This is a genomic window from Halovulum sp. GXIMD14793 (assembly GCF_054457435.1).
In genome coordinates this window covers 37252-61250 of the sequence record NZ_JBTLNE010000012.1, presented here as the reverse complement: position 1 = coordinate 61250, position 23999 = coordinate 37252, and the positions used below count along the sequence as shown (strand labels likewise).

Here is a 23999-nt window from a genome sequence, read left to right as displayed (position 1 = left end):
CCAATGGCAAACCCGACAGCTGGATTGCTGATTATCGGTGACGAGATTTTGTCGGGCCGCACGCGCGAGTCCAATGCGCACCATCTGGCAGGCCGATTAACGGCGCATGGGATCGATCTGCGGGAGATACGCGTCGTTGCGGACGAGGCGCCCGCATTGGTCGGGGCGCTGAACGCGCTGCGTGGGTGCTATGATCATGTCTTTACCAGCGGTGGGATCGGGCCGACACATGAACATGACGACATTACGGCCGATTGCGTGGCCGAGGCGTTTGGCGTTGGCCTGTCGGTGCGCTATGACGCCCGCAGGGCCCTGGCCGCAAACTACGCCGAGGGCGAGGCCGCCCTTAACGAGGCACGGTTGCGCATGGCCCGCATTCCGGATGGCGCAGCACTGATTGAAAACCCGATATCGAAGGCGCCGGGCTTTCACATTGGCAATGTGTTTGTGATGGCAGGTGTTCCGGCTGTATTCGAGGCGATGGTGGCAAGCGTGTTGCCAACACTGACGGGTGGCGCACCGCTGTTGAGTGAAAATGTGCGGCTGGACCAGGGCGAAGGCGACGTCGCGACGGCACTGGCCGGGATCGCAAAGACGCACCCATTGGTTGCCATCGGATCCTACCCGTTTCAGCGTAACGGGCGCTATGGCACGAATATCGTTCTGCGGTGTCAGGACCGCGATGCGCTGGATGCAGCGACAAATGATGTGCGCGGTCTCATAAAGTAGGGGGATGGTGGGTTTCACCCACCCTACACGCACGTGCCCGTAGGGTGGGTGAAACCCACCATCCCCCCTTTACCTTCCAGGCTGATTTGCCTTAACTGCGCATCACGCGGACGTGGCGAAATCGGTAGACGCAACGGACTTAGACAAAACTTGAGTGCCCCTGTGGAAACGTAGGGAGTAGAACTGCTCAAATTCGGGGAAGGCTTCCCGGCACCCATGCCGAATGCTAATCCCGAGCCAAGCCCCGGAAACGGGGAAGGTGTAGAGACTAGACGGGCAGCACCTAAGGCCGGACGGCTATGGTGAAGGGATAGTCCAGACTGGCAAACCCTTGCGTTTCGTTTTGAAACGTGTGGGGCGGCGAAAGCCGTAGCGGTACGAAAATCCGTTTCCTTAGGGAGTGTGGGTTCGAGTCCCACCGTCCGCACCAAAAGGGCTTGGGCAGGAACCCGACGATGGTGGGAAAATCACCGCGACCGCGGTTGTTGCAGGGGCAGGGGCCGCAAGGTGTCATTGGTGTTGAAACCCTTCGAGCGGCCCGTCAGCGCCGTTTTGTAAGCCCCACTCAGCTTACCTCGGACAATCCCATCTATGAGTTTTTTCGCCAGCCGGAAGTAAACCTGACGGCCCCGCCCCTAAGGCGGGTGATGCTTCAGGATGTGCAATTGCAATTGCCGCAGCATCTGATCCGTCTTGGTGATCAGGTCTACTATGATCTGTCGATCGGAAATTATGCCCAGTGGCGCGAAGAGCCGACGCGGCGGATTTCAGGGCATTCCTGCATTGGGACAAACAGCACCTTCCATAATTTCTTTCACTGGATGGCCGAATGCCTGCCCGGTTTGCTGTTGCACGAAGGCGACAGCGATCAGGTCCTGATGCCCGCGTTTCGCTCGGCTTGGCAGGAAAGCACCCTTGCGCTTGGTGGTATGTCCGCGCTGGCGACCAGGACCCATATGCGCGGTGTCTATGAGATGGAAAGCTGTTCTTTTATGTCGACCTCGACTTTTGCTGTCTCTGGCCACGCGCCAACCGGTCTATGGGGGGAGGAGGTTGTCGCGCTTCTTGGTCGTATCGCGGCGCATGGCGAGGTTGACGCACAGACGCCTCGTCGCCTGTTCATTTCCCGCGCCGATGCAGTAAAGCGACCGTTCCTGGACGAGGATCAGGTGTTTGAGTTCCTGCGCCCATTGGGCTTCACCAAAGTTGTGCTGGCGGATCTTGATCCGCTTCAGCAGGTCACGCTGTTTCGCAATGCTGACGCTGTGGTCGCGGCACATGGGGCGGCATTGGTTCAGATGGCCTATTGCCGTCCGGGGACGCAGGTGTTCGAGATACAGCACCCCTCATGCCGGTCCAGCCTGTTCCTGCGGATGGCGCTGCAGTTCGGGCATCGCTATGCGCTGTATCAGGAGTTTGATCCCTCTATCCCGGAGGATGCGCGCCTGCAGCCCTGGCATGTGGACAATTTCAGCGCCCTTAGGGACTGTCTGTGTGCATTTCTGCGGTAACCCGTTGACAGCAACGGGGCCGCCAACCCCAGGAAAATAGAGCTTGCCAGCATGCTCAGCCCGCAGTATACACCGCGCTTCAACTGACAGGCCCGGCTGAAATGGGCTGCCGCGGCCTGTCCGACTGCAACGTTTCGATCAAGGAGACGAAAATGCCCAAGATGAAGACCAAGTCGAGCGCGAAAAAGCGCTTCAAGGTGACGGCCTCTGGCCGCGTGGTCACCGGTCAGGCCGGCAAACGCCACGGCATGATTAAACGCTCCAAGAAATTTATCCGTCAGGCCCGTGGTACGACGACCTTGTCCAAGCAGGATGAGAATATCGTCAAGGGCTACATGCCGTATAATCGCTAAGGAGGGTTTGATATGTCACGCGTAAAAGGCGGAACCACGACCCATGCCCGTCACCGCAAGGTGGTCAAGGCGGCTAAGGGGTACTATGGCGCACGTCGCCGCAACTTCCGCACAGCGACCCAGGCGGTCGATAAGGCGATGCAGTATGCCACCCGGGACCGGGCGGCGAAAAAGCGCAACTTCCGCGCGCTTTGGATCCAGCGCATCAATGCAGGCGTTCGCGCCCATGATGCAGAGCTGAATTATTCCAAGTTCATCAATGGCTTGGCGAAAGCCGGGATCGAGGTGGACCGCAAGGTGCTTGCGGATCTGGCCGTACATGAGCCCGAGGCATTCAACGCCATCGTGGATCAGGCGAAAGCCGCGCTGGCCTAAGCCAGACCACATCGAAACAGCATGAAACCCCGGCCAGACGCCGGGGTTTTTTGTTGGGAGAGGGACCGCAGGCACCACGCTGACTGCGCCCCTTCCGACCACCGCCGCCCAAGGGAAATCGGGTGCCAGCAAGCGTATGGCAGGCGTATGGCAAGCGTATTGCGAGTGAAATAGTCGGGGATTGGTGGGGCAGACCTGCCTGATGGCGCTATTTTCTGTTGCACTTTGCCTTTTCTTACGAAGCTTTTGGCAGAGCACACCTGCCACACGAGGGCAGAAGCGATTATCTTTGCCTATTTGGAAAATCTTCGCTTTGAGCGCCGGCTAGAGCGTCCTGCGAAAAGCCTTACTCATCCAAGGCTGCCATAAATCAGAGATTTCAACGCGTTCGATGATGCGTAATGTCTCAGGTATTTCGCAAGACACTGTAATGCGGCACCAGGACCTCAATGTCTTGGTTGGAGAAATGGGATGCGATCACGACATCAGCGAGCTTGCTTCAGCAGGTTGCTGAGCCTTTTCACGACGCGAAGCGATGTGGTGATGTCCTCGGATGAAAGATCGCAAACAAGCCTGTTAACCCATGGAACCTGCCGCGCTATTGTCGCATCATACAATTGTCTGCCTTTGGGCGTTAGCATAACAAGACGGGCACGTTTATGTTTGGGGTTCGCCTCAAAGCTGACCAACCCTTCTTTTTGCAACGCATTGGCGGTCCTCTGAAAGCCCTGACGGGATATTCCCATAGCTCGCGCGTGCCAAGAAACAGGTTGAGGGCGCTCTACAAGAGCAAGCTCTCCCAAAACCTGCCAACGGGCACTCGTCAGCCCCAAATCTGCGACCAAGTCATCTCCTGCGTGGAGCAACTGAGCATTCAGCCTAAAGACCTCCATGATCAAGTGGCTCGCAGCTTCACCTTCTTTGGTCCACGTTGCGTTCAAAACCTGCCTACTCCAAATTGACAGCATGTTGTCGTACTGACACTTTCAGCCTAAACTCACCAGATGAGTGTAGCAACTGACTGAAACACGGAGACCGCCGCTATGAAAAAACTTGCAATTATTTGTGTCATGGGACTAGCCGGGCCCGCACATGCTGAAGAAATCAACCCCGGGAAAGAGCTTGCCTTGACCGTGTTTAATTCCGCCGAATGTAAATTCGGCCGGATTGCTTGATATGGGTGCTTTCACGAACTTCGGCAAAAGCATCTTTGCTGCAATGGATCAGGATGATAATGAGAGCATCACATATGAAGAATTTGCCGATTTCGACTTTGGCTTTGAGTACAATGTCCGTGATGATGCTATTAAGCTAGAGCGTTATGATACCGCACGGCGCGTCCTGTTTGCGATGTGGGATCGCGATGCTGATGGTGAAATCAGTTCCAGTGAATACAATAAATCCATGGTAGATGATTTTCGCCGCGCTGATTTGAACAATGATGCGATGTTAAGCGAGGAAGAATTCACAACGGCCTATATTGTAGGTCGGGCGTATCGCGCTGCGCTTTTGGAGCAGTAAACACTTGAAGGCCGGGTTTACCCGGCCTTTTTCTATTAAGCTGAGGAGCTGACCCATGAAAAGCACCGACAAACGATATGGAACGGTTGCGATCGCCATTCATTGGATTACCGCGTTGTTGATCGTGATTCTTTTGGGGTCAGGGTTCCGCATCGGCATGTTGGACGACAGTGCCGCGAAAGCTACGCTTCTAAGAGTCCACGTTCCTTTGGGTATTCTGATCCTTCTGCTGACGCTTTTTCGCATCATCTGGTGGTTCTTTCTTGATCGCAAACCTGCGCCGGTTGAAGGGTCCCCAACGCGGCAGGAGAAATCGGCGAAAGCGGTACATTTTCTATTCTACATCGTGATCCTTGCAATGGTGGGCAGCGGGATTGCAATGATGGCCATGTCAGGTGCCGGTACAATCGTAATGGGTGGTTCCGAAGCGCAACTTCCCGATTTCAAAGAATACGCTCCCCGCTTCCCTCACGGTGTTGGAGCACGTTTGATGATCGCGCTGATGTTGTTGCATATCGGAGCAGCTCTGTATCATCACTTCGTCCAAAGGGACGGCTTGATTTCTCGGATGTGGTTTGGGCGCGACCAATAGAGGAGGCCGAACTGAGGTCGGGAGCTTGTTCCACATTTCTGTCGCGCCGACATTGATTTATTGTGTTTAGGAGCTTGCAGGGCAGCAATTGACGCGTCCGCAGCGAAAGTTCGCTTCTTGAGCAAAGTCGCTACGGAGTAGGAGCTTAGAACGCTTACCCACGCATTGCCGTTAGCGGACACGCGCCGCTTTTGATCCGGCCCAGCCCAGTTCGCCGCAGACCAGGCGGCTTAGGATGCCTGGTATGGGGGGGATGCGGCTGATGGGGGTTAGGATGTGGTCTCGGAGGATTGGCAGGGTGCGGCTGTCGGATTGGTACATGGGGGTGAAGGCCCAGCTCATTGTCTGGTAGAGGCGGACGTGCCAGCGGCGCAGGGCGACGTAGCGGGGTAGAGCCTCGGGCAGGGGGAGTGCGCTGAGGGCTTCGGCCAGGGCGGCGGCGTCGAGCAGGGCCATGTTTGCGCCTTGGCCCAGTTGCGGGCTGGCCAGATGGGCGGCATCGCCGATATGCACCAGACGGTCGGCATAGGGGCGTTTCAGTGTGCCGTGGGCGTAGCGGGCCAGTGTCATCTGGTTGTGATCGGTGATCTGGCTGAGGCAGGTGGCAAACTCGGGCCAAAGCGTCTGGGCCTGCGATTTCCAGTGATCCAACGGGGTGGCGCGCCAGGTGGGGTAGGTGTTGACCGGCAGGCTCCAGAATATTGCGGCTTTCTGGCCCGGGCTGCCCGGCATGCGGCCAATGGGCAAGATGCCCAGCATATGGTCGGCGCGGCGATAGCGTTGTTGCAGGAGATCGGGGGCGAGGCCGAGTTTTTCCGACCAGTCGATGGTGCCCCAGATCGCGCCATAGCTGAGCGCCTGGCCCGGGTTGCGGCGCAGGGGGCTGCTGGCACCCAAAGCGTCAATGATCAGATCGAAGGGGCCTTCGGTGCGGCCATCGGCGAGGTTTAGTCTGCCATTGTCGGCTGAAGTTATGTCGCATCCGGTCTGGATGGGGACCCCGGCGTGCATCGCTTGATCATGCAGCACCTGAAACAGGGCGGCGCGGTGCATGGCGAGGCCAAAGCGGGGGCGGCCCGGGCGGGTGTAGCTGACATCAAGGACGGTGCGGCCGTTGTCGACCTCGTGCCCCAGCATCCGGGTGATGGGGGTGCCTAGTTTGCGGGCGGCCTGTCCCGCGCCCAGAGCGTCGAGGACCGCCTGACCCACGGGTTGAATGACAAGGCCCGAGCCAACCGGCCTGGGCCTGTCAAACCGTTCATAGATCGTGACCTCATGCCCGGTGCGGGCCAGAAACCCGGCGGCGGCCAGGCCGCCAATGCCGCAGCCCGCAATCGCGATCCGCATCAGCTGCGCAGGGTTGCACCGGTGGCTTTGGTGACCTGGGCGACGATGCGTTCGGCGACGGCCTCGATGTCTTTTTCGGTCAGGGTCTTGTCGCTGGGTTGCAGGCGGACAGCCAGGGCGATTGATTTCTTGCCTTCGCCAAGCTGGGCGACGGCCTTGTCGCCGGAAAAGACGTCAAAGACCGAGACGGTTTCGATAAGGGTTTTGTCGGCCCCTTGTGCGGCGCGCAGCAGCTTTTCAGCCTCGACATCCTCATCGACGACAAAGGCGAAATCGCGTTCCACCCCTTGCAGGTCGGAAATTTGCAGCGCGGCGCGGGTTGCGGTTTGCTTTTTCGGCTGCGGCACGGCGTCGGGGAAGACGGTGAAGGCCACGGCGGTTCCCTTGACCCCCATGGCTTTCAGGACCTTTGGGTGAACCTCGCCAAAGGCGGCCAGCGGGTTTTTCGGGCCAAGGCTGAGCACGCCGGAGCGGCCCGGGTGGAACCAGCCGGGGGCGGTGCGCAGGGTCATGAGTTTGGCCGGGGCCCCGATGGCGGCAAGTGCGGCTTCGGCATCGGCTTTGGCATCATAGAGGTCCACGGCGCGGCGGCTGCCATGAGGGTCGCGCGCGCTGGTGTGGCCGATGCAAAGACCGGTGACGTTCAGGCTTTGATCGTCAGGCTCGCCCCCGGCCCAGATCGGGCCAAGCTCGAACAAGGACAGGTCGCCGAAGCCGCGTGCCTGATTGCGGGCGGCTGCGGAGAGCAGGCCGGGCAGCAGGGATGGGCGCATATGGCTCATATCGGCGCTGATCGGATTGGCAAGGCGCACCGTATCGTCATCGTCGCCGAATAGTGCTGCGGCTTTCTGGTCGATGAAGGAATAGGTGACGCATTCGTTATAGCCCAGCGCGGCAATGGTGCGGCGGATGGTGGACTGGCGCTTTTGCGTTGTGGTCAGCACCGGTTTGGCAACCCCTGCGGGGCGCGGCATCGGTTTGCCCTCAAGCTTGGTCAGGGAGGCGACGCGCGCCACCTCTTCCACGAGGTCAGCCTCGCCCAGAACATCCGGGCGCCAGGAGGGCACGGCGACGTCGAACACATCGCCTTTTGTGACGCTGAAGCCGAGGGTTTCGAGGATGCGAGCTTGTTCGTCTGCCGGGATGTCCATCCCAACCAGCGAGACGACCCGCGCCGGGGTCAGCTGATAGCTGCGGGCGGTGTCGGGGACGGATCCGGCCGTGACCATGTCAGAAACCTCGCCGCCGCAAAGCTCCAGTATCATCGCGACGGCCATGTCCAGCCCTTGCGGGGTGAAGGCCGGATCAACGCCGCGTTCAAAGCGATAGCGCGCGTCGGAGTTGATCTTTAGCTTGCGCCCGGTTTGGGCGATCATGATTGGGTCCCAATAGGCGCTTTCGACAAAGACATTGACGGTGTCGTCGGTGCAGCCGGTATCCAGCCCGCCCATGATACCAGCGATGGATTCAGGGCCGTTGTCGTCCGTGATCACCATCATGCCGGGGGTGAGGGTATAGTCGTTCTCATCCAGTGCGGTCAGCGTTTCGCCGCCTTCGGCGAAGCCGACACGCAGATCGCCCTTTACCTTGTCGGCGTCGAACACATGCAGCGGGCGGTTGCAGTCGTAGGTGAAGTAGTTGGTGACATCGACAAGGGCCGAGATCGGGCGTAGGCCGATGGCCTTTAGCTGGTCCTGAAGCCATTGCGGCGATGGGCCGTTTTTGACGCCTTTGATCAGGCGGCCGCAAAATAGCGGGCAGCCTTTGGCCTGAGTTTCCGGGGCGATGGTGACGTTGATCGAGGTTTTGAAGGAACCGGCGATATCGGCCGCTGGCAGCGGCTTGAGCGTGCCAAGGCCGCGGGCCGCCAGATCCCGGGCGATGCCGTGAATGCCGAGCGCGTCGGGCCGGTTCGGGGTGATCGCAATCTCGATCACCGGGTCGTTTTTGCCCGCATAGTCGATATAGCGGTCACCGACCTGTGCGTCGTCGCCCAGTTCTATGATGCCGTCATGTTCGTCGGAAAGTTCCAGTTCCCGCTCGGAACACATCATGCCGTAGCTGTCGACGCCGCGAATCGTTCCGACCTGAATTGTGGTGTCGATCCCCGGCACATAGTCGCCGGGACGGGCAACAACCACGCGAATCCCCTGCCGCGCGTTGGGCGCGCCGCAGATGATTTGCTGGTCTCCGTCGGCGGTTTCGACGGTGCAGACGCGCAATTTGTCGGCATCCGGGTGCTTCTCCGCCGCCTTAATATATCCAATTTTAAACACGCCCAGCCGCTCTGCCGGGTCCTCGACGCCTTCGACCTCGAGGCCCAGATCGGTCAGCGCGTAGACGATTTCCTCAAGCGAAGCCTCTGTCTCGAGGTGCTTTTTCAGCCAGGACAGCGTGAATTTCATCGGTCATTTCCGTGTTTTACGTGGTCGGAGATGCTTTTAGAGGATGATGCGGCGCAGTGAAAGGGCGCATCTTGCGCGGCCTTGGCCAAGGCCGCGGTCGACGCTTGCAAACAACTAATTATTTGAATGTATTGGATAAATTTACCTGACGGAAAGCTTTTGATCGGACCCTAATCACAATCTTGCCGCTTTTATCCGTAAGGATAGTCGGGAATGCGACAGTAGGTCTTGGAGGTGCTTTCGCTATGTTGGGAAAGCTAAAGTTAAAACTCGCCGACGAAAGTGGTGCCGTCACCGTTGATTGGGTTGTTCTGACTGCGTCTATCGTCGCGATCAACGTCGTTGTGATGATCGGCTGGTTTCAGGGCGCTATGGAAGAAGCTGGTGAGCATGTCGGAAGCCAGGCCGCCAAGGCGGTTGACGGTGTTGATGAGTAGTTTTCTACTCTGACGCTCGGCTAAAGCGTTTCGGGACAAATCCGAAACGCATCGTGCTTCAAAATTTAATAGATGCTGATATGTAGCGAGCGCTGCGGCTTTGCTTATAGCATCTCGCGAAATACCCGAGACATAACGCATCATCTAATGCGTTGAAATCGAAACGAAGTGAAGTTTCCCGAGATAACCCAGGTTTAAGTTGACCTGCGACGTTTCAGACAGTTTTACCCAGCATACCTTGTCGGCACCCGCAGCGCTGAAAAGCCGTAGTGGCGCAGCCATCGCAGATCGGATTCGAAAAATGCCCGCAGGTCGGGGATGCCGTATTTGAGCATCGCAATGCGATCAATGCCCATGCCGAAGGCAAAGCCCTGCCATTTTTCCGGATCAACGCCTGCTGCGGCCAGCACCTTTGGATGCACCATGCCGGAGCCGAGGATTTCCATCCAGTCATCGCCCTCGCCGATCTTCAGTTGGCCGTCCTGCCAGGAGCAGCGCAAATCCACCTCGGCGGAGGGTTCGGTGAAGGGGAAGTGGGAGGCGCGGAAGCGCAGTTCGACCTGATCAACCTCGAAGAATGTCCGGCAGAATTCTTCCAGCGTCCATTTCAGGTTGGCCATGGAGATATCGCGGTCAATCGCCAGCCCTTCGACCTGATGGAACATCGGCGTGTGGGTCTGGTCGTAGTCGGCACGATAGACGCGGCCGGGCGCGATGATCCGGCAGGGCGCGCCATGCGCTTCCATATGGCGGATCTGCACCGGTGAGGTATGGGTGCGCAGCACATGCGGCGGTTCATTATCGCCATCGGGCCGGTGCATGTAGAACGTGTCATGTTCCTGCCGGGCGGGATGTTCCGGCGGGATATTGAGCGCGTCGAAATTGTAGAAATCCGTTTCGATCTGCGGGCCTTCGGCCACCGCATATCCCAGATCGGCAAAGATCGAGATCACCTCTTCGGTGACCTGGCTGACCGGGTGGATCGAGCCTTGGGCGCGGGGGCGGCCCGGCAGGGTCACATCGGCCCATTCGCCAGCAAGGCGGGCATCAAGGGCGGCATCGGCGATGGCCTCTTTGCGGGCGTTGAGGGCGTCGTTCAGTTCCGTTTTCAGCGCGTTTAGCGCGGGCCCGGCGACCTGCCGTTCCTCGGGGCTCATCTTGCCCAGCTCGCGCATTTTCAGGCTGACCTCGCCCTTTTTGCCAAGGGCGGTCAGGCGCACCTCTTCCAAGGCGGCTTCATCACCGGCACTTTCGATTTGTGCCAGATATGTCTGCTTGATGCGATCCAGATCGTCCATGTTCCCAGCGCCTCAGTCCGTACCGGTCGCGAGACGTAGCACAGCGCCGGAGGAATGCAAACGCTGACCTTAAACTAGTCTTAACCAAAACCGGTCAGGAAAGACGGATCATCAGGAGCAGGAGGCCGGAATGCCCAACATCATCGCCGATATCGCAGGCACCAATCTGATGCGCGGCAAGCCCGGCGCGGATGTTTTTGATTTGTTGCGCGACGGCTTCAAGGACTACATTCGGAATTTTCAGGATGGTGTGGATCGCATTGATCTGACGCGGTTTGATGTGACATGGGACTCGGTGATGGTGCAGCAGATCAGCGTGACGGAGTACAAGGTTTTTGTGCGGGACGAGTTTGTTCGGGTCACGTTTGAGATGCCTGCCGTGGTGCCGCCCGGCGGCAGCCTGCTGGACGAGACGGATTTCATCTTTGACACAGGTCGGCCCGAACCGCCTGTGCAGTCGATCTTCGAAGACACACCGGGCTTGGTTGAGGTGCTGCGGGGCACGCCGCTGCCGGATGTGTTTATCCTGCAGCAGGACATGACCCGCGACAATATCGAAGGGTTCGAGCCGGGCAAGGACCGGATCGATTTGAGCGATTACAATGTCTCGTTCGGAGAGTTGCGGATACAGCAGCGGGCCAATGGCAAGGTCGGGATCGTGATCATTGACGAGATGGGCCAAAGGGATGCGCTGGTGGTGCGCAACCCGGATAAGGACCTGACAGTGGCGGATATCACGGCGGATATGTTCATCTTCTGATCCCGGTTGTCGGGGCGGCGTCGGCGCGCTATGTCCCAAGGCATGACACTGACCCTTTATCTTTCCGGTGAGATACACACCGATTGGCGCGACCAGATTGCGCACGGCATTGCAAAGGCCGGTCTGGATGTGACGGTGACGGCACCTGTTACGGATCATGCGGCCTCGGACGATTGCGGTGTGCGGATCATGGGGGCTGAAACAGATAAGTTCTGGCATGACCATAAGGGCGCAAAGCTGAACGCCATTCGGACCCGGCGCGGGATCGAGGCGGCCGATATCGTCGTGGTGCGGTTTGGCGATCAGTACAAGCAGTGGAACGCCGCGTTTGATGCGGGTTTTGCGGCAGCCTTGGGCAAATCGCTGATCGTGATGCATGGCGCGGATCATCAGCATGCGCTGAAAGAGGTGGATGCCGCGGCCCTTGCGGTGGTGGAAACACCTGATCAGGTTGTGCAGATTCTGGATTATGTGCTGAACGGTCGGTTGCCTGTCTAAGGGCGAGACCCGGAGGTAGGTGGCTGAGGGGCTCTGGATTGCTGCTCGCAATGCCGTTTCTGACCGGTCCGGTTTGGTGACTTGGCGTCAGATTTCTTGAAATTTAGCGGATTTTTCGTGTCCTTTTCGTAGGAAATTGCCGCCTTGTCGGGCGAAAACTGAGAAAAAGTGCATCAATCTGTGGGTTTTTGCCGGGTTGAAAACGGCGGCGGGAATTGCCTGTCAGGCGGGTGCTTCGGAGCATTTGGACATTTTGGTACTGATGATATGCATCCAGGAGCTTAGATTTAAGTATTTGAAAATGTGGCTAATTCTAGGCTAAAGGCGCGGTGGTGATGCGGACAAGAGCCGATAGGACGAGATTGGTCAAACTGGCAGGAACGCGCCGTCAATCCGTGATCGCTCTGGTATCAAAAAACACGCATAAACGGCGCGATTGCACCACATGTTGCACAAAGCGCGCGGTTTGGGGCCTGATCTGGTTTCAGCTTGCCTGAGAGACCCGTTTTGCGCGCACACTCGTGTTACGTCGCGCGATCTGGCAAGGTGGCGCTGCATACATGGGGCTGAAAAAGGAGTAACCGCGATGATAAAAGAGTTTCGCGACTTTATTGCCAAAGGCAATGTAATGGATATGGCAGTCGGCATTATCGTCGGCGCCGCGTTTACCGCAATTGTCACCTCATTGGTGGGTGATTTGATTCAGCCGATTATCGGCCTGATCCTGGGCGGTGTAGATTTCTCGAACTACTTCATCACGCTTGATGGTGGCGAGTACACGACGCTGGCAGCTGCGCAGGACGCCGGTGCGGCCACGTTTAACTACGGTAACTTTATCACCGCGCTGATCAACTTCCTGATTATCGCCTTCGTTGTGTTCCTGTTGGTCAAGATGGTGAACCGGGTCAAGGATGCGGCCACGAAGAAAGAGGAAGAAGAGGCGTCTGATGAGCCGCCAGCACCGACCGATGTCGATCTGCTGACAGAAATCCGCGATCTTCTGGCGAAAAACTGACTCTATTGCGCCCCGGCTATCATTGCCGGGGCGCATTTCGGTGCGTTAGCGCACAGCGCCCCACCTGACGGGGACACTACAATCCCTTTGGCCCACTTCACCAAAGGAGATTGTTCTCACTGAAACACTTAGGCTCGATATTGCGAATGACACCTGGCAGGGATTGGCCCGCCGGAACGATATCACCTGAAGCATCATGCGAAAAAACTGAATATCCAACGCGGCCTGAAATCAGAGATTTCAATGCGCCCGATGATACCTGATGTCTCAGGTATTTCATGTGATGCTATAGGCCAGCGTCAAGCTAAAGCAGGGCTTGGGTCAGGTACAGCGTTGCCATGCCGCCAAAGATGGCGCCAAGGACAGAGCGCGTTATGACACCGATCCCAAGTGCGACACAGGCGGCGGCCAGCCGGGGGGTATCTGGCACGCCGCCTGTGGCGTCAGGCCAGACCACCATAGGGGCCACCAGTCCGGGCAGTACTGCAACCGGCACGTAGCGCAGCAGCCGCAGGGCCCATTGTGGCAAGTCGCGATCCCCGATAATTCCGATGAACGAAAACCGGATCAGATAGGTGCCGATGCCCAACAGGACGATCACCGGCCAGATCAGCGTGTCGGGGATCATGTGCGCCGCCTTTCCAGCCAAAGTTCAACACAAGCACCGGTTGCCATGGCCAGTGCGGCGGCGACCAGAAGTCCCGTTTTGTATGGCATCCAGGCAAAGAGCAGGGCAGCGGTGACGCTGACAAAGGCCGCCGCGATATGTGGCAGGGATTTCAGCCAGGGCGCGATCAATGCGATAAAGGTGATCGGCACGGCGAAATCCAGGGCATATTCCGGCGGAATGGCCGAGCCGACCAGCGCGCCGATCAAAGTCATTACGTACCAAAGCGGACAGACGGCGAAGGCCACGCCGAAGAAATAGGTGATTTTTTGCGCAGCGGTCAGGCTGACGTCTTCCTGAAAGCGTTGGACCGCCACGCCATAGGATTGATCCACCAGCAGATAAGCGGCCAGCGCCCGTTTCCACAGGGGTGCCGATCCGATATGCGGCGCGAGCGAGGCGGAATACATCGCCATACGCAGGTTAACCGCCAGCGAGGTGCCCAGCACGATCAGGATCGGTGTGTTTTCCTGCATCAGCGAAATGGCTGTAAACTGCGCGGCCCCGGCGATGACAAGAAAGCTCATCGACATGGTTTGCAGCAGGTCCAAGCCGGCCTCGGTCGCGACGACGCCGAACAGCAGCGCAAACGGTGCCACCACCAGAATAAAGGGGGACCCGGCCTTAACGCCTTGCCAGAATATGTGTGAGGAGCGCCGCTGTGTCATTCCCACTGACCTAACCCGGGCCATGATCAAGGTAAATCGACTTTTCGCGATCTTGCGTTTCACCGATTGGAATGGTTTCGTCCGGAGTGAAAGGTGCCTTGCATGACAAAACCCATCCTTCCTGATCCGGCCAACCCGAAATTGACCCGCCGTGTTGATGCGGTGGACCAGCATGGCGGGGTGCAGAGCATTGCTGTGGTCGAGGAACGGCCGCTGACCATCTATCTGAACCGGCAGGAAATCGTCACGGCGATGACCATTGGGGATTACCCGGATTATCTGGCTGTGGGGTACCTGATGAACCAGGGTATGCTGCGGTCCGATGACCAGATCACGGCCGTCGATTTCGATGAGGAAATCGAAACGGTGGTGGTGCGCACCGCGCGGGAGACGGATTACGAGGATAAGCTGCAGAAAAAGACCCGCACCTCGGGCTGCGCGGTCGGCACTGTCTTTGGCGACATGATTGAGGGGTTGGAGGGGCTGGAGCTGCCCCCCACCCCGGTTCGGACCAGCGACCTTTATGCCTTGGCGCATAAGATCAACACCATGCCCAGCCTGTATCTGGAGGCCGGTGCCATCCATGGCACGGTGCTGTGCCGGGGGGCGGAGCCGCTGATCTATATGGAGGATGTCGGGCGTCATAACGCTGTCGACAAGATCGCAGGCTGGATGCGGATGGAGGGTATGGGGCCAGAGGATAAGCTGCTCTATACGACGGGGCGTCTGACCTCGGAAATGGTGATCAAGACGGCGTTGATGGGCATCCCGGTGCTGGCCAGCCGATCCGGCTTTACCGCCTGGGGGGCAGAGATCGCCCGGCAGGTCGGTCTGACCCTGATCGGGCGTATGCGGGGCCAGCGGTTCTTGTGCCTGAGCGGGGACGAACGGGTGATCCGTGATGCTGATCTGTCAGCGGTGCGGGATGAGCCGAGGGCGGCGCGACGGAAGGGGGCAGGGGATGTTTGAGGAAATCCGCTACGACCTGACAATGGATCGCGAAATCGTCGATCGTTTTGGCGAGGTGTCCGATCCTGAGTCACTGGCCGTGGTCGTGATTGTTGTCGGGTTTATTCTGGTGCTCGGGCTTGGATATGCGCTGCTGTATTTCTGGGCCGGGACTTATGAGGCTGAAATGGCCGTGCGCGCTGCGCGAAGCTCTGGCCCCGTGGGGCTGGTCATCGGCCTGGTTGGGGCGGTTGGTGTCGCTGTCGCGGTTTCCTTTAGCACGGCCAAGACGATAGATGGCGCGATGCAAAACATCGGAAAGATGGCGGTGACGATTGATCAATACGGGATCAAGCTGCGCTCAGCACATGCTGATGTCGTGTATCGATGGGGGGCGGTGCAAAAGGTTGCGAGTATGGAAACCGGTATCGGTATCAACCTTTACGGCAGTAACTTTCTGGCTTTGCCGAATGAGTGCCTGCCTGAGGGGCTTGGCCATGACAGGGCGCTGGACCTGATCAACCGGTGGCGTGCGGCATGAAACAGTTGGTCGTTGTTGGCGGACAGGCGACACGAAGGACAGGGGGAGTCCAGTGAGGTCAGAGATAGACTGCAAGATGCGATGGTCGCGGGAGCTGTCGCGTATCTATTGGGTAGAGGTTGCGAAGTTCAGAAAGGGGATAGCGGGAGAGGATAGCTACGTCGGTCTTCTTACGTTCATTGCATCACTTGCCTTGTTCATCACGGCAGTGAGTTTTAGCCAAGTGACGTCGTTGGCGATGAGCCCGGCATTATGGGTGGTGATGGGGTATGCCCTATGCTTTGTGCCCAGCTATCTGAACGCTAAGGTGTTTCGCCGGAAATTCGACCAATATTTGTGCACGCGTCCCTTGGTCGAGGGTTGTTTTTCCAAGGATGGAATCCTCGCGATCACTGAGGCGGGAAGGTATGAGTATTCCTGGACGAATGTTCGAAATATTGTAGCCTCAGACACTGGTTTTGTTGTGTTGTTGCTTGGTGACGCTATGTTGCCTGTCCTTGCCGAGGATTTGCCGGAGGGTCTGACGCAGCAAGAGGCATTGGAACTCATTAGTGAATGGCGCGCGGCATGAAACCGCTTGGGGTGATTCTGGCTGGCGGGCAGGCGACGCGGATGGGCGGGGGTGACAAGTGTTTGCTGGCGCTTGGGTTGCGGACTTTGCTGGAGATCATTGTGGAGCGGTTGGGGCCGCAATGCGATGGGCTGGTCTTGAATGCCAATGGGGATCCGGCGCGATTCGGGGCGTTTGATCTGCCGGTTGTGCCGGACAGCATTTCCGGCTTTGCCGGGCCTTTGGCCGGGGTGCTGGCGGGGATAGATTATGCGGCGGCGCAAGGGGCGGAGGTGATTGTGACGGCTGCGGGGGATACGCCGATGCTGCCGCTTGATCTGGTTGCGCGATTGCAGGAGGCGCGGGCAGAGGCGGGCGTGCCCTTGGCGATGGCCATGACGCCGGATCCGGAGCGGGGATTGGCGCGGCATCCGACATTTGGTCTGTGGCCCGTCAGCCTGCGGGAGGATTTGCGCGCGGCGCTGGGTGCTGGCATCTCCAAAGTTGTCGCATGGACAGAGCCGCATGGCTGCGCCAAGGCGGTGTTTGAGGGCTCTCCGGACCCATTTTTCAATGTTAACACGCCAGAGGATCTGGCGGAACTCAGGGCAGGTTTATGAAGGTTTACGGGATCACCGGCTGGAAGGATCAGGGCAAGACGACGCTGGTGGCGGGGTTGGTGGCGCATTTCACGGGGCAGGGCCTGACGGTGTCCACCATTAAGCATGCGCATCATGCGTTTGACGTCGATCAGGAAGGGCGCGACAGCCATAAGCACCGCGTCGCGGGGGCGTCGGAGGTGATGCTTGCCTCGCGCAATCGCTTTGCCCTGATGCATGAATTGCGCGACGAGGATGAGTGGGAGTTGGAGCAGCTGTTGCCCAAGATGACCCCGGTCGATCTGGTGCTGGTCGAAGGCTACAAGAACAACGCTCATCCCAAGATCGAGGTGTTTCGGGAGGCCAAGGGGCGCGAGCCGCTGGCGCTGAGCATGCCGTCGATCCGCGCGGTGGCGGGCAACCCGGAGGGGTTTGCGGTGACGCAGCCGGTGCTGCCGCTGGATGATATCCCGGCGATTGCCGCGTTTATCCTGAAGGATCTGGGATGAAGAAGCTGGCCAATGACTGTTTCGCTTTGCCGCCCGGTGTTGACTGGACCCCGGTGGATGAGGCGCTCGCGCGGCTGCGGGATGGGCTGACCTGCATTGCAGGGGCGGAAACTGTGCCGGTGGGGCAAGCGGATGGGCGTATCTTGGCAGAGGCAGCTGTCGCGGCGCGGTCCAACCCGCCTTATGCCAATTCGGCCGTTGATGGCTATGGCTTTGCCGCCGACAGCCTGCCCGGAGGGGCGGAGATTTCGCTGCCGCTGATGCAGGGGCGCGCGGCTGCCGGGGTGCCGTTTGAGGGCAGCTTGCCTGCTGGGCAGGCGCTGCGAATTCTGACCGGGGCCATGTTGCCCGAGGGTGTCGATACCGTGCTGTTGCAGGAGGATGCGGAGGTTGACGGCGCGGTATTGCGGTTTGCGGCGGGCCTGAAGCCTTTCGCCAATACCCGTAAGGCGGGCGAGGATGTTCTGGAAGGGGTAGAGGTTCTGCCCGCCGGGCACAGGCTGCGGCCTGCTGATCTGGCTTTGCTGACAGCCTTGGGCTGTTCGACGGTTTCGGTGCGCACACCGCTGCGCATCGGTGTTATGTCCACTGGTGACGAGTTGGTGCAGGCGGGCGAGGTGCCGCTGGCGCATCAGATATTCGATGCCAACCGTCCGATGCTGTCGGCGCTGATCGGGCGCTGGGGCTTTGATCTGGTCGATCTGGGGCAGGCCCCGGACCGGGCCGAGGCGGTGACCGGGATGCTGGCCGATGCGGCCACGCGCTGTGATGCGATCCTGACCTCCGGCGGGGCGTCGGCAGGTGATGAGGATCATGTCTCTGCCGCCCTGAAGGCGCATGGTGCGATTGAGACCTGGCGTATTGCGGTCAAACCGGGCCGTCCGCTGGCGCTGGGCGTTTGGGACGGCACACCAGTTTTTGGTCTGCCGGGCAATCCGGTTGCGGCCTTTGTCTGTGCGTTGATCTTTGTGCGGCCCGCGCTTTGTCTGATGTCCGGGCAGGGTTGGTGTGAAGCGACCGCGCAGACCCTGCCTGCGGCGTTTGCGAAATCCAAGAAGCCGGGGCGGCGGGAATACTTGCGGGCGCGCCGTGTGGCAGGCGGGGTCGAGGTGTTTCAATCCGAAGGCTCGGGCCGGATTTCGGGTCTGAGCTGGGCGGATGGGCTGGTAGAGTTGCCCGATGATGCGCTGGATGTGCAGCCGGGAATGCCGGTGCGGTTTCTGCCTTATGAGGGGTTTGGGATTTAGGGATGCCGTTCCAGCGCGGAACAAAGGCCTAAGGCCGCCGCGCATCGCCGAGCCGTCCCGGCGGCACGGCGATTGGGGTGGTCTTGGTGCCTTGAGCGGGTGAAGCGCGCTGGTGCTGGGATAAAGCGATCTGAATAGCTGGTGCATCGCCGCACCACGGCTCGGCGATGCGCGGCTCAGCACTTTGCGGGTGTCGTCACTGCAGATGATTTACACAGCGGAACATATCAATCCAGCGACCCGTTGACCTGTGCAAACAGGACAAAGGCGCGGCCGGTACGGGTGTTCATCAGGTCGAGCAACTCGCTGTCATCGGCCTCGGCCGCGAAGACGGACAGGAAGTCGTCGAAGCGGCGTTGCAGCACCAGGGCGGTGTCGCGAAAGATCGGGTCGGCGCGCATGCGGGTGCGGACCTGGGCGAGCGCCTCTTCGTCGCGAATGCCCTGCATGGGCAGCAGCGAGGCGCGGGCCCGGCCGCCTTTGGCAAAGGCGCGCCAGTCATCGGCAGAGGCCGGGGCGATCAGCAGATCGTCCATATAGAGGGCGTCTTGCGACAGGAAATTCAGGCAATCCTCGGCCGCCTGCAAAAGCTGGGCGAGATGGCGGCTGGCCAGCGCCTGACGCAGCACAGCAAACCCGTCCGTATCTGCGGCATCCTGCGGGAAGTTCAGGGCGCGCACGATCTGGGGGCGCGACAGGGTGACATCGCCGGGCGGCTCGAAGATCGGCAATTCGGGCTGAGGGTCCGGCGATTTTGACGGTTGAGGCGGGGTTTTTGGTGTGACCTCATCAGGTGCTGCGGGCAGGCCTGGCTGCGGCGCAGGGGCCAGGCGGGGCAGGGCGGCGAGCTCTGCGACCTGTTTCTCCAGCGCCTCCAGCTTGTTGACACGCTTGCCCAGTTCCTCGACCGGGCGCATGTCGGGCAGCGCGGGTTTGACACCGGCGCGCTGGCGGATCTCGGCGTCCAGTGCCATCAGCTTGGCGTTGGTCTGGGCCAGCGAGCTGGCCAGACGTTCCACCCCCCAAATGGCGGCGATGGGGACGATCAGGACGACCAGCATCGCCAAAAGGGTCATCATGACCGAGACGATGCCCCCGCCCAGATGGCCAAAGCCATAGCCCAGCACAATCGCGGCCCAAAGCAGGCTGAGTACGATGGCGGCCTTGCGATAGATCGCTGGCGGTTGTGGTTCGTGCAGTTGCATCCTGCCCCCCGATGCTCTGCCTTAGACGTATTTCACCGACAGAATTTCATAGTCTTTCTGACCGCGCGGTGTGTTCACCTCGACCACGTCGCCCTCTTCCTTGCCGATCAGGGCGCGGGCGAGGGGGGATTTGATGTTCAGAAGACCGGCTTCGATATCAGCCTCGGCCTCACCGACGATCTGATAGGTGATTTTCTTGTCGGTGTCGCAATCGACAATCTCGACCGTTGCGCCGAACTTGATGGAGCCGGACATCTTGGTCGCATCAATCACATCGGCCAGCCCGATGATGCCTTCGAGTTCCTTTATGCGGCCCTCGATATGGCTCTGCTGTTCGCGGGCGGCGTGGTATTCGGCGTTTTCCGATAGGTCGCCGTGTTCGCGCGCCTCTGCGATGGCCCGGATCACATTCGGGCGGGCCTCGGATTTCAGCTGCTTCAGCTCTGCATCAAGCTTGTCGTAGCCCCGTTTTGTAAGGGGTATCTTTTCCAAATCTCTTCTCCGTGGATCGACTGTCCTGCTGGACCTTGGAACGATAGGCGCGCGGGCGCGCCAGTTCAAGCGCTGGCGACGCGTGGTGTGAGATTGGGCAAAGGTCGGGCGGTTTATCTGGCGGCGATCATCTCGGCCTGGCGGACGATCACCTCGGCTTGCCGGATTGAGGCCAGATCGACGAGGCGGCCCTTGTAAACGGCGGCACCCTGGCCGGAGGCTTTGGCATCCTCCATCGCGGTCAGAATTTCGCGGGCTTCGGCGACCTGATCGTCCGAGGGGGTAAAGACCTGATTGGCCAGCGCCACCTGTTTGGGATGGATGGCCCATTTGCCGACCATACCAAGTGTGGCGGAGCGCAGGGCCTGCGCGGTGAAGCCTTCATCGTCGGAAAAATCGCCGAATGGTCCGTCGACCGGCAGCACGCCATGGGTGCGGCAGGCGGCGACGATGGCGACGGTGACGGCATGCCACGGGTCGGCCCAGTGCTGACTGCCATCGGGGGCACGCATGAAATAGTTTTCCTGTGTCCCGCCGATCCCGGTGGTGGCCATGCCCATCGACGCAGCATAATCGGCGGCCCCAAGGCTCATCGCAGCAAGGCGCGGGGTGGCGGCGGCGATGTCGTTGACATGGGCAAGGCCTGCTGCGGTTTCGATGATGACCTCGAAATCGATTTTTTTCGACCGGCCTTTTGCGGTTTCCGCTGCGGTGACCAGCGCATCGACGGCATAGATGTCTGCGGCATTGCCGACCTTGGGGATCATGATCTGGTCCAGCCGCTCGCCCGTCTGTTCCATCAGATCGACGACGTCGCGATACCAATAGGGCGTGTCCAGACCGTTGATCTGCACGCTGAGGGTTTTCTGGCCCCAGTCGATATCGCCAATCGCCTGAATGACATTTTTGCGTGCCTCTGGCTTGTCATCGGGGGCAACGCTGTCCTCAAGGTCCAGGTTGATCACATCCGCGTCCGAGGCGGCCATCTTTTCAAAGATGGCCGGGCGGGAGCCGGGGCCGAACAGCTGGCAGCGATTGGGGCGCGGGCGGGGGCTGGGCTGGACCTTGAAGCTCATGGTAATCCTTGGGGTAATTTTATTACACTTTGATGGGCGTTGAGATCACAATATTACGCGTATATGTCAAGCCGAAAATGCTGCGACTGCGAAAAGGTCAATCGCTGATATTAAAGGTCAATCGCTGATATTGCTGGATCGGACCATGACATAGATCGCGGCGATTATGCTGAGCGCGGAGGACAGGCTGATCATGCCCAGTAGCGCGTAGGCCCCGGTTTCCTTGGTCAACAGCGCGCCGGTGACGGCGGCCAGTATGGCCCCACCGCCAATGGTCATTGCCCCACCAAGGCCCGAGGCGCTGCCCGCCAGCTTGGGTCGGACCGAGACGATCCCTGCATTGGCCGAGGGCAGGGTCAGACCGTTGCCGACCCCAAGAAATGCGACCGGTCCAAACAGCGAAAGTGGATGCACGATCCCGGCGGCAAACAGCATCAGGCCGATCAGTCCCGCCACCGTGGCGACAATGGCACCGGCCAACATCAGTTTGTTCATGCCCAGATGTTCGGCTGTGCGGCCGGATATGTAGTTACCCAAGATATAGCCAATCGCAATCATCGCGAAATAGAGGCCGACCCGGTCCTGAGAGATGCCAAGAATTTCGTTGGCAACCCAGGGCGCGCCACCCAGAAAGGCGAAAAAACCGCCGGAGGAAAAGGTTGCGACAAGGGTGTAGCCCCAGAAACGGCGGGAGCGGATCAGCTCGGGATAGCTGCGGAACTGGCTTGATAGGGACGAGGATTGCGATTGGTTGGTCTCGCCCAGATCCAGCCAGACCAAAACGATCACCATCAATCCGACCACGAATGTGAGCCAGAATGATGCCTGCCAGCCCAGATGTGCGCCAAGATATCCGCCTATCGTTGGCCCGATCATCGGGATCACCGCCATGCCCATGGTGACATAGGCAATCATCGAGGCTGCTTTATGCGATTCCACCATATCGCGCACCACAGCACGGGACAGGACCATACCGGCGGCAGCACTGGCCTGCAGCATGCGGCAGGCCAGGAACATCCAGATATTGGTGGACAGCGCACAGCCCAGCGAGGCGAGGATAAAGATGCCCAATCCCGCCAGCACCACCGGGCGGCGGCCAAACCGGTCAGAGAGCGGCCCGATAATCAGTTGCAGCGCCCCGGTCATCGCCAGATAGCCCGAGACCGCCAGCTGCACCAGCGCATAGTCGGTCTCGAAATAAGTTGCCATGGCGGGCAGCGAGGGCAGCAGGATGTTCATGGCCAGCGGCCCCATACCCGCCATCAGCACCATCGTCGCCAGATGCGGCGGCGACGTGCGCTGAAGCCAGACGCGGTCTGGCAGCGGGGCGGGTTTGGACGTCATGAAAGACCTCGTAACGGGACGTGGTTAACTTCAAATAAAACAAACGAGCCCCGGGACCAGTCATCCCGGGGGTAAAACCTATTGCAGGTCGGAAAACGCATCCTGCAGTCTGGAAATTGCTTCGCGCAGGCGGGGGCGCGGGGTGGCGAAATTGAACCGCAGGAACGTCTCGCCGCCCTTGCCGAAGGTCGGGCCGTGGTTTGGCACAACCCGGGCTTTGCCCTGCACACGCTCCAGCACGTCATCAAGGCTCATGCCGGTATCGGCGAAATCGACCCAGGCCAGATAGGTGGAGGCCATTTCCATGGATTTGACGCCGGGGATCGCATTGATGCCTTCGTCAAACAGTTTGCGATTGTCGTTGAGGTATCGCAGCAGGGCCTCTAGCCAGTCCTCGCCATAGGCATAGGCGGCGGTGGTCATCATGAAGCCGAACAGGTTGCCGCCATGGCCCAGACTGTCATTCACCTTGCGGAATTTTTCGCGCAGGGTGGGATCAGAAATGATCACATTGCCGGTCTGTCCGCCCGCAAGGTTGAAGGTCTTGGACGCGGCGGTCAGCATGATGATGCGGTCCATATGCTCGGGCGCGGCATTGGGCAGGACGGTGTGGCCGTGGCCGTCAAAGACCAGATCGTGGTGGATTTCATCCGAGAGTAGCAAAAGCTTATGCTCGGCGCAGAAATCGGCCAGTTTGCGCAATTCATCCACCGACCAGATCCGGCCTGACGGGTTATGCGGCGAACACAGGATCACCATCTTGTCGCGCTTGGTCAGTTTGGCGGCCAGCGCGTCGAGGTCCATTTCATAACGGCCGTCATTATTGACCAGTTCGGATTCTACGATCTTGCGGCCATTGGCTTTCAGAACCTTGGAAAAGGCATGATAGACTGGGGTGAACAGGATAACGCCATCGCCAGGTTTGGTGAAGGCCTGCACACAGATGGCCGTGCCATTGACCAGGCCGTGGGTGGTTTCGATCCAGTCCGGCTCGAGCCGCCAGTCCTGGCGGCGGCGCATCCAGTCGATGATGGAGGCTTTATAGGCGCGGTCATCGCCGAAATAGCCGTAAAGCCCGTGTTCGGCCATGTTTTTCAGCGTCTGTGTCACTGCGGGCGGGGCGCGGAAATCCATATCCGCCACCCACATGGCAATGCCATCCTCGGGCGAGACGCCGTAGATTTTCTCCAGCATATCCCATTTGACGCTGTTGGTTTTGCGTCGGTCGATCAGGGTGTCGAAATTGAAGTTCATGCCACCTACCTCACACGATTTGGTCCCAAGCTAGCCGCTGGGGCACCGGGCGCAAGTC

The 23999-nt window shown here is 59.4% G+C and carries 28 protein-coding genes; 17 read left to right on the top strand and 11 right to left on the bottom strand.

The genetic code is table 11. The features are described 5' to 3' along the window. Positions 1–3 precede the first annotated feature (3 nt). The 4 genes from ACW9UQ_RS04995 (at position 4) to rplT (ending at position 2968) form a co-directional block, all read left to right on the top strand. Positions 4–729, top strand: coding sequence for a competence/damage-inducible protein A (locus ACW9UQ_RS04995; RefSeq protein ID WP_458929900.1), 726 nt, complete (start codon positions 4–6; stop codon positions 727–729). A 455-nt stretch (positions 730–1184) separates the two neighbouring features. Beyond that, positions 1185–2240, top strand: coding sequence for a glycosyltransferase family 61 protein (locus ACW9UQ_RS04990; protein ID WP_458929899.1), 1056 nt, complete (start codon positions 1185–1187; stop codon positions 2238–2240). Between the two features lie 152 nt (positions 2241–2392). After that, positions 2393–2593: a 50S ribosomal protein L35 gene (rpmI, locus tag ACW9UQ_RS04985; protein ID WP_458929898.1), complete on the top strand. Its 201-nt coding sequence runs from the start codon at positions 2393–2395 to the stop codon at positions 2591–2593. A gap of 12 nt (positions 2594–2605) precedes the next feature. Beyond that, the gene (gene rplT / locus ACW9UQ_RS04980) at positions 2606–2968 is read left to right on the top strand and encodes a 50S ribosomal protein L20 (protein ID WP_458929897.1); all 363 of its coding nucleotides are present in this window, start codon (positions 2606–2608) and stop codon (positions 2966–2968) included. 485 nt (positions 2969–3453) lie between these two features. Here the strand turns inward: rplT and ACW9UQ_RS04975 are convergent, their stop codons facing one another. Next, positions 3454–3813 (bottom strand): MarR family winged helix-turn-helix transcriptional regulator, encoded by a 360-nt coding sequence (locus ACW9UQ_RS04975; protein ID WP_458929896.1) that lies wholly within the window; start codon positions 3811–3813, stop codon positions 3454–3456. Between the two features lie 198 nt (positions 3814–4011). On the opposite strand from ACW9UQ_RS04975, the gene ACW9UQ_RS04970 reads away from it, so the two are divergent. From ACW9UQ_RS04970 to ACW9UQ_RS04960, 3 genes are read left to right on the top strand one after another with little or no spacing between them, the layout of a single operon-like run. Next, the gene (locus tag ACW9UQ_RS04970; protein WP_458929895.1) at positions 4012–4143 is read left to right on the top strand and encodes a hypothetical protein; all 132 of its coding nucleotides are present in this window, start codon (positions 4012–4014) and stop codon (positions 4141–4143) included. A 1-nt stretch (position 4144) separates the two neighbouring features. Continuing rightward, positions 4145–4489 (top strand): EF-hand domain-containing protein, encoded by a 345-nt coding sequence (locus ACW9UQ_RS04965; RefSeq protein ID WP_458929894.1) that lies wholly within the window; start codon positions 4145–4147, stop codon positions 4487–4489. A gap of 55 nt (positions 4490–4544) precedes the next feature. Beyond that, positions 4545–5081: a cytochrome b gene (locus tag ACW9UQ_RS04960; RefSeq protein ID WP_458929893.1), complete on the top strand. Its 537-nt coding sequence runs from the start codon at positions 4545–4547 to the stop codon at positions 5079–5081. Positions 5082–5252: 171 nt separating this feature from the next. Here the strand turns inward: ACW9UQ_RS04960 and ACW9UQ_RS04955 are convergent, their stop codons facing one another. Together ACW9UQ_RS04955 and pheT are read right to left on the bottom strand one after the other, a co-directional pair. After that, on the bottom strand, positions 5253–6428 hold the full coding sequence (locus tag ACW9UQ_RS04955) for an FAD-dependent oxidoreductase (protein ID WP_458929892.1): 1176 nt from the start codon (positions 6426–6428) through the stop codon (positions 5253–5255). Beyond that, complete coding sequence (pheT, locus tag ACW9UQ_RS04950; RefSeq protein WP_458929891.1) at positions 6428–8833, bottom strand: phenylalanine--tRNA ligase subunit beta; 2406 nt, start codon at positions 8831–8833, stop codon at positions 6428–6430. Before pheT ends, ACW9UQ_RS04955 begins: the two co-directional genes overlap by 1 nt. Positions 8834–9078: 245 nt before the next feature. Here pheT and ACW9UQ_RS04945 point away from each other — a divergent pair, with 245 nt between their 5' ends. Beyond that, positions 9079–9270: a hypothetical protein gene (locus ACW9UQ_RS04945; protein WP_458929890.1), complete on the top strand. Its 192-nt coding sequence runs from the start codon at positions 9079–9081 to the stop codon at positions 9268–9270. A 224-nt stretch (positions 9271–9494) separates the two neighbouring features. On the opposite strand, the gene pheS is transcribed toward ACW9UQ_RS04945, so the two are convergent. Continuing rightward, entirely contained in the window at positions 9495–10568 is a 1074-nt protein-coding gene (gene pheS, locus ACW9UQ_RS04940) for a phenylalanine--tRNA ligase subunit alpha (protein WP_458929889.1), read from the bottom strand. A gap of 130 nt (positions 10569–10698) precedes the next feature. Between pheS and ACW9UQ_RS04935 the strand changes: the two genes are divergently transcribed. The 3 genes from ACW9UQ_RS04935 to mscL all read left to right on the top strand — a co-directional run bounded on the left by ACW9UQ_RS04935 (position 10699) and on the right by mscL (position 12841). Continuing rightward, entirely contained in the window at positions 10699–11328 is a 630-nt protein-coding gene (locus tag ACW9UQ_RS04935) for a hypothetical protein (RefSeq protein WP_458929888.1), read from the top strand. 42 nt (positions 11329–11370) lie between these two features. After that, complete coding sequence (locus ACW9UQ_RS04930; protein ID WP_458929887.1) at positions 11371–11826, top strand: YtoQ family protein; 456 nt, start codon at positions 11371–11373, stop codon at positions 11824–11826. A 586-nt stretch (positions 11827–12412) separates the two neighbouring features. Next, a complete protein-coding gene (gene mscL, locus ACW9UQ_RS04925) occupies positions 12413–12841 on the top strand; it encodes a large conductance mechanosensitive channel protein MscL (RefSeq protein WP_458929886.1) in 429 nt (142 codons plus the stop codon). Between the two features lie 304 nt (positions 12842–13145). Here the strand turns inward: mscL and ACW9UQ_RS04920 are convergent, their stop codons facing one another. Together ACW9UQ_RS04920 and ACW9UQ_RS04915 are read right to left on the bottom strand one after the other, a co-directional pair. Beyond that, positions 13146–13469 (bottom strand): AzlD domain-containing protein, encoded by a 324-nt coding sequence (locus ACW9UQ_RS04920; protein ID WP_458929885.1) that lies wholly within the window; start codon positions 13467–13469, stop codon positions 13146–13148. Further along, complete coding sequence (locus ACW9UQ_RS04915; RefSeq protein WP_458929884.1) at positions 13466–14176, bottom strand: AzlC family ABC transporter permease; 711 nt, start codon at positions 14174–14176, stop codon at positions 13466–13468. Before ACW9UQ_RS04915 ends, ACW9UQ_RS04920 begins: the two co-directional genes overlap by 4 nt. Positions 14177–14278: 102 nt before the next feature. Between ACW9UQ_RS04915 and ACW9UQ_RS04910 the strand changes: the two genes are divergently transcribed. The 6 genes from ACW9UQ_RS04910 (at position 14279) to ACW9UQ_RS04885 (ending at position 18570) form a co-directional block, all read left to right on the top strand. After that, a complete protein-coding gene (locus ACW9UQ_RS04910; RefSeq protein WP_458929883.1) occupies positions 14279–15145 on the top strand; it encodes a formate dehydrogenase accessory sulfurtransferase FdhD in 867 nt (288 codons plus the stop codon). Further along, the gene (locus ACW9UQ_RS04905) at positions 15138–15665 is read left to right on the top strand and encodes a hypothetical protein (protein WP_458929882.1); all 528 of its coding nucleotides are present in this window, start codon (positions 15138–15140) and stop codon (positions 15663–15665) included. Before ACW9UQ_RS04910 ends, ACW9UQ_RS04905 begins: the two co-directional genes overlap by 8 nt. 76 nt (positions 15666–15741) lie before the next feature. Next, positions 15742–16236 (top strand): hypothetical protein, encoded by a 495-nt coding sequence (locus ACW9UQ_RS04900; RefSeq protein ID WP_458929881.1) that lies wholly within the window; start codon positions 15742–15744, stop codon positions 16234–16236. Next, a complete protein-coding gene (gene mobA, locus ACW9UQ_RS04895; protein WP_458929880.1) occupies positions 16233–16835 on the top strand; it encodes a molybdenum cofactor guanylyltransferase MobA in 603 nt (200 codons plus the stop codon). Before ACW9UQ_RS04900 ends, mobA begins: the two co-directional genes overlap by 4 nt. After that, entirely contained in the window at positions 16832–17323 is a 492-nt protein-coding gene (gene mobB / locus ACW9UQ_RS04890) for a molybdopterin-guanine dinucleotide biosynthesis protein B (RefSeq protein WP_458929879.1), read from the top strand. Before mobA ends, mobB begins: the two co-directional genes overlap by 4 nt. Next, positions 17320–18570 (top strand): molybdenum cofactor synthesis domain-containing protein, encoded by a 1251-nt coding sequence (locus ACW9UQ_RS04885; protein WP_458929878.1) that lies wholly within the window; start codon positions 17320–17322, stop codon positions 18568–18570. Before mobB ends, ACW9UQ_RS04885 begins: the two co-directional genes overlap by 4 nt. Before the next feature lie 227 nt (positions 18571–18797). Here the strand turns inward: ACW9UQ_RS04885 and ACW9UQ_RS04880 are convergent, their stop codons facing one another. The 5 genes from ACW9UQ_RS04880 to ACW9UQ_RS04860 all read right to left on the bottom strand — a co-directional run bounded on the left by ACW9UQ_RS04880 (position 18798) and on the right by ACW9UQ_RS04860 (position 23941). After that, complete coding sequence (locus tag ACW9UQ_RS04880) at positions 18798–19775, bottom strand: hypothetical protein (protein WP_458929877.1); 978 nt, start codon at positions 19773–19775, stop codon at positions 18798–18800. Positions 19776–19796: 21 nt separating this feature from the next. Further along, a complete protein-coding gene (gene greA, locus ACW9UQ_RS04875) occupies positions 19797–20267 on the bottom strand; it encodes a transcription elongation factor GreA (protein WP_458929876.1) in 471 nt (156 codons plus the stop codon). 113 nt (positions 20268–20380) lie between these two features. After that, complete coding sequence (locus tag ACW9UQ_RS04870; RefSeq protein ID WP_458929875.1) at positions 20381–21343, bottom strand: HpcH/HpaI aldolase/citrate lyase family protein; 963 nt, start codon at positions 21341–21343, stop codon at positions 20381–20383. Positions 21344–21460: 117 nt separating this feature from the next. Beyond that, positions 21461–22687 (bottom strand): multidrug effflux MFS transporter, encoded by a 1227-nt coding sequence (locus tag ACW9UQ_RS04865; RefSeq protein WP_458929874.1) that lies wholly within the window; start codon positions 22685–22687, stop codon positions 21461–21463. Between the two features lie 78 nt (positions 22688–22765). Further along, entirely contained in the window at positions 22766–23941 is a 1176-nt protein-coding gene (locus tag ACW9UQ_RS04860) for a MalY/PatB family protein (protein ID WP_458929873.1), read from the bottom strand. Positions 23942–23999 lie beyond the last annotated feature (58 nt).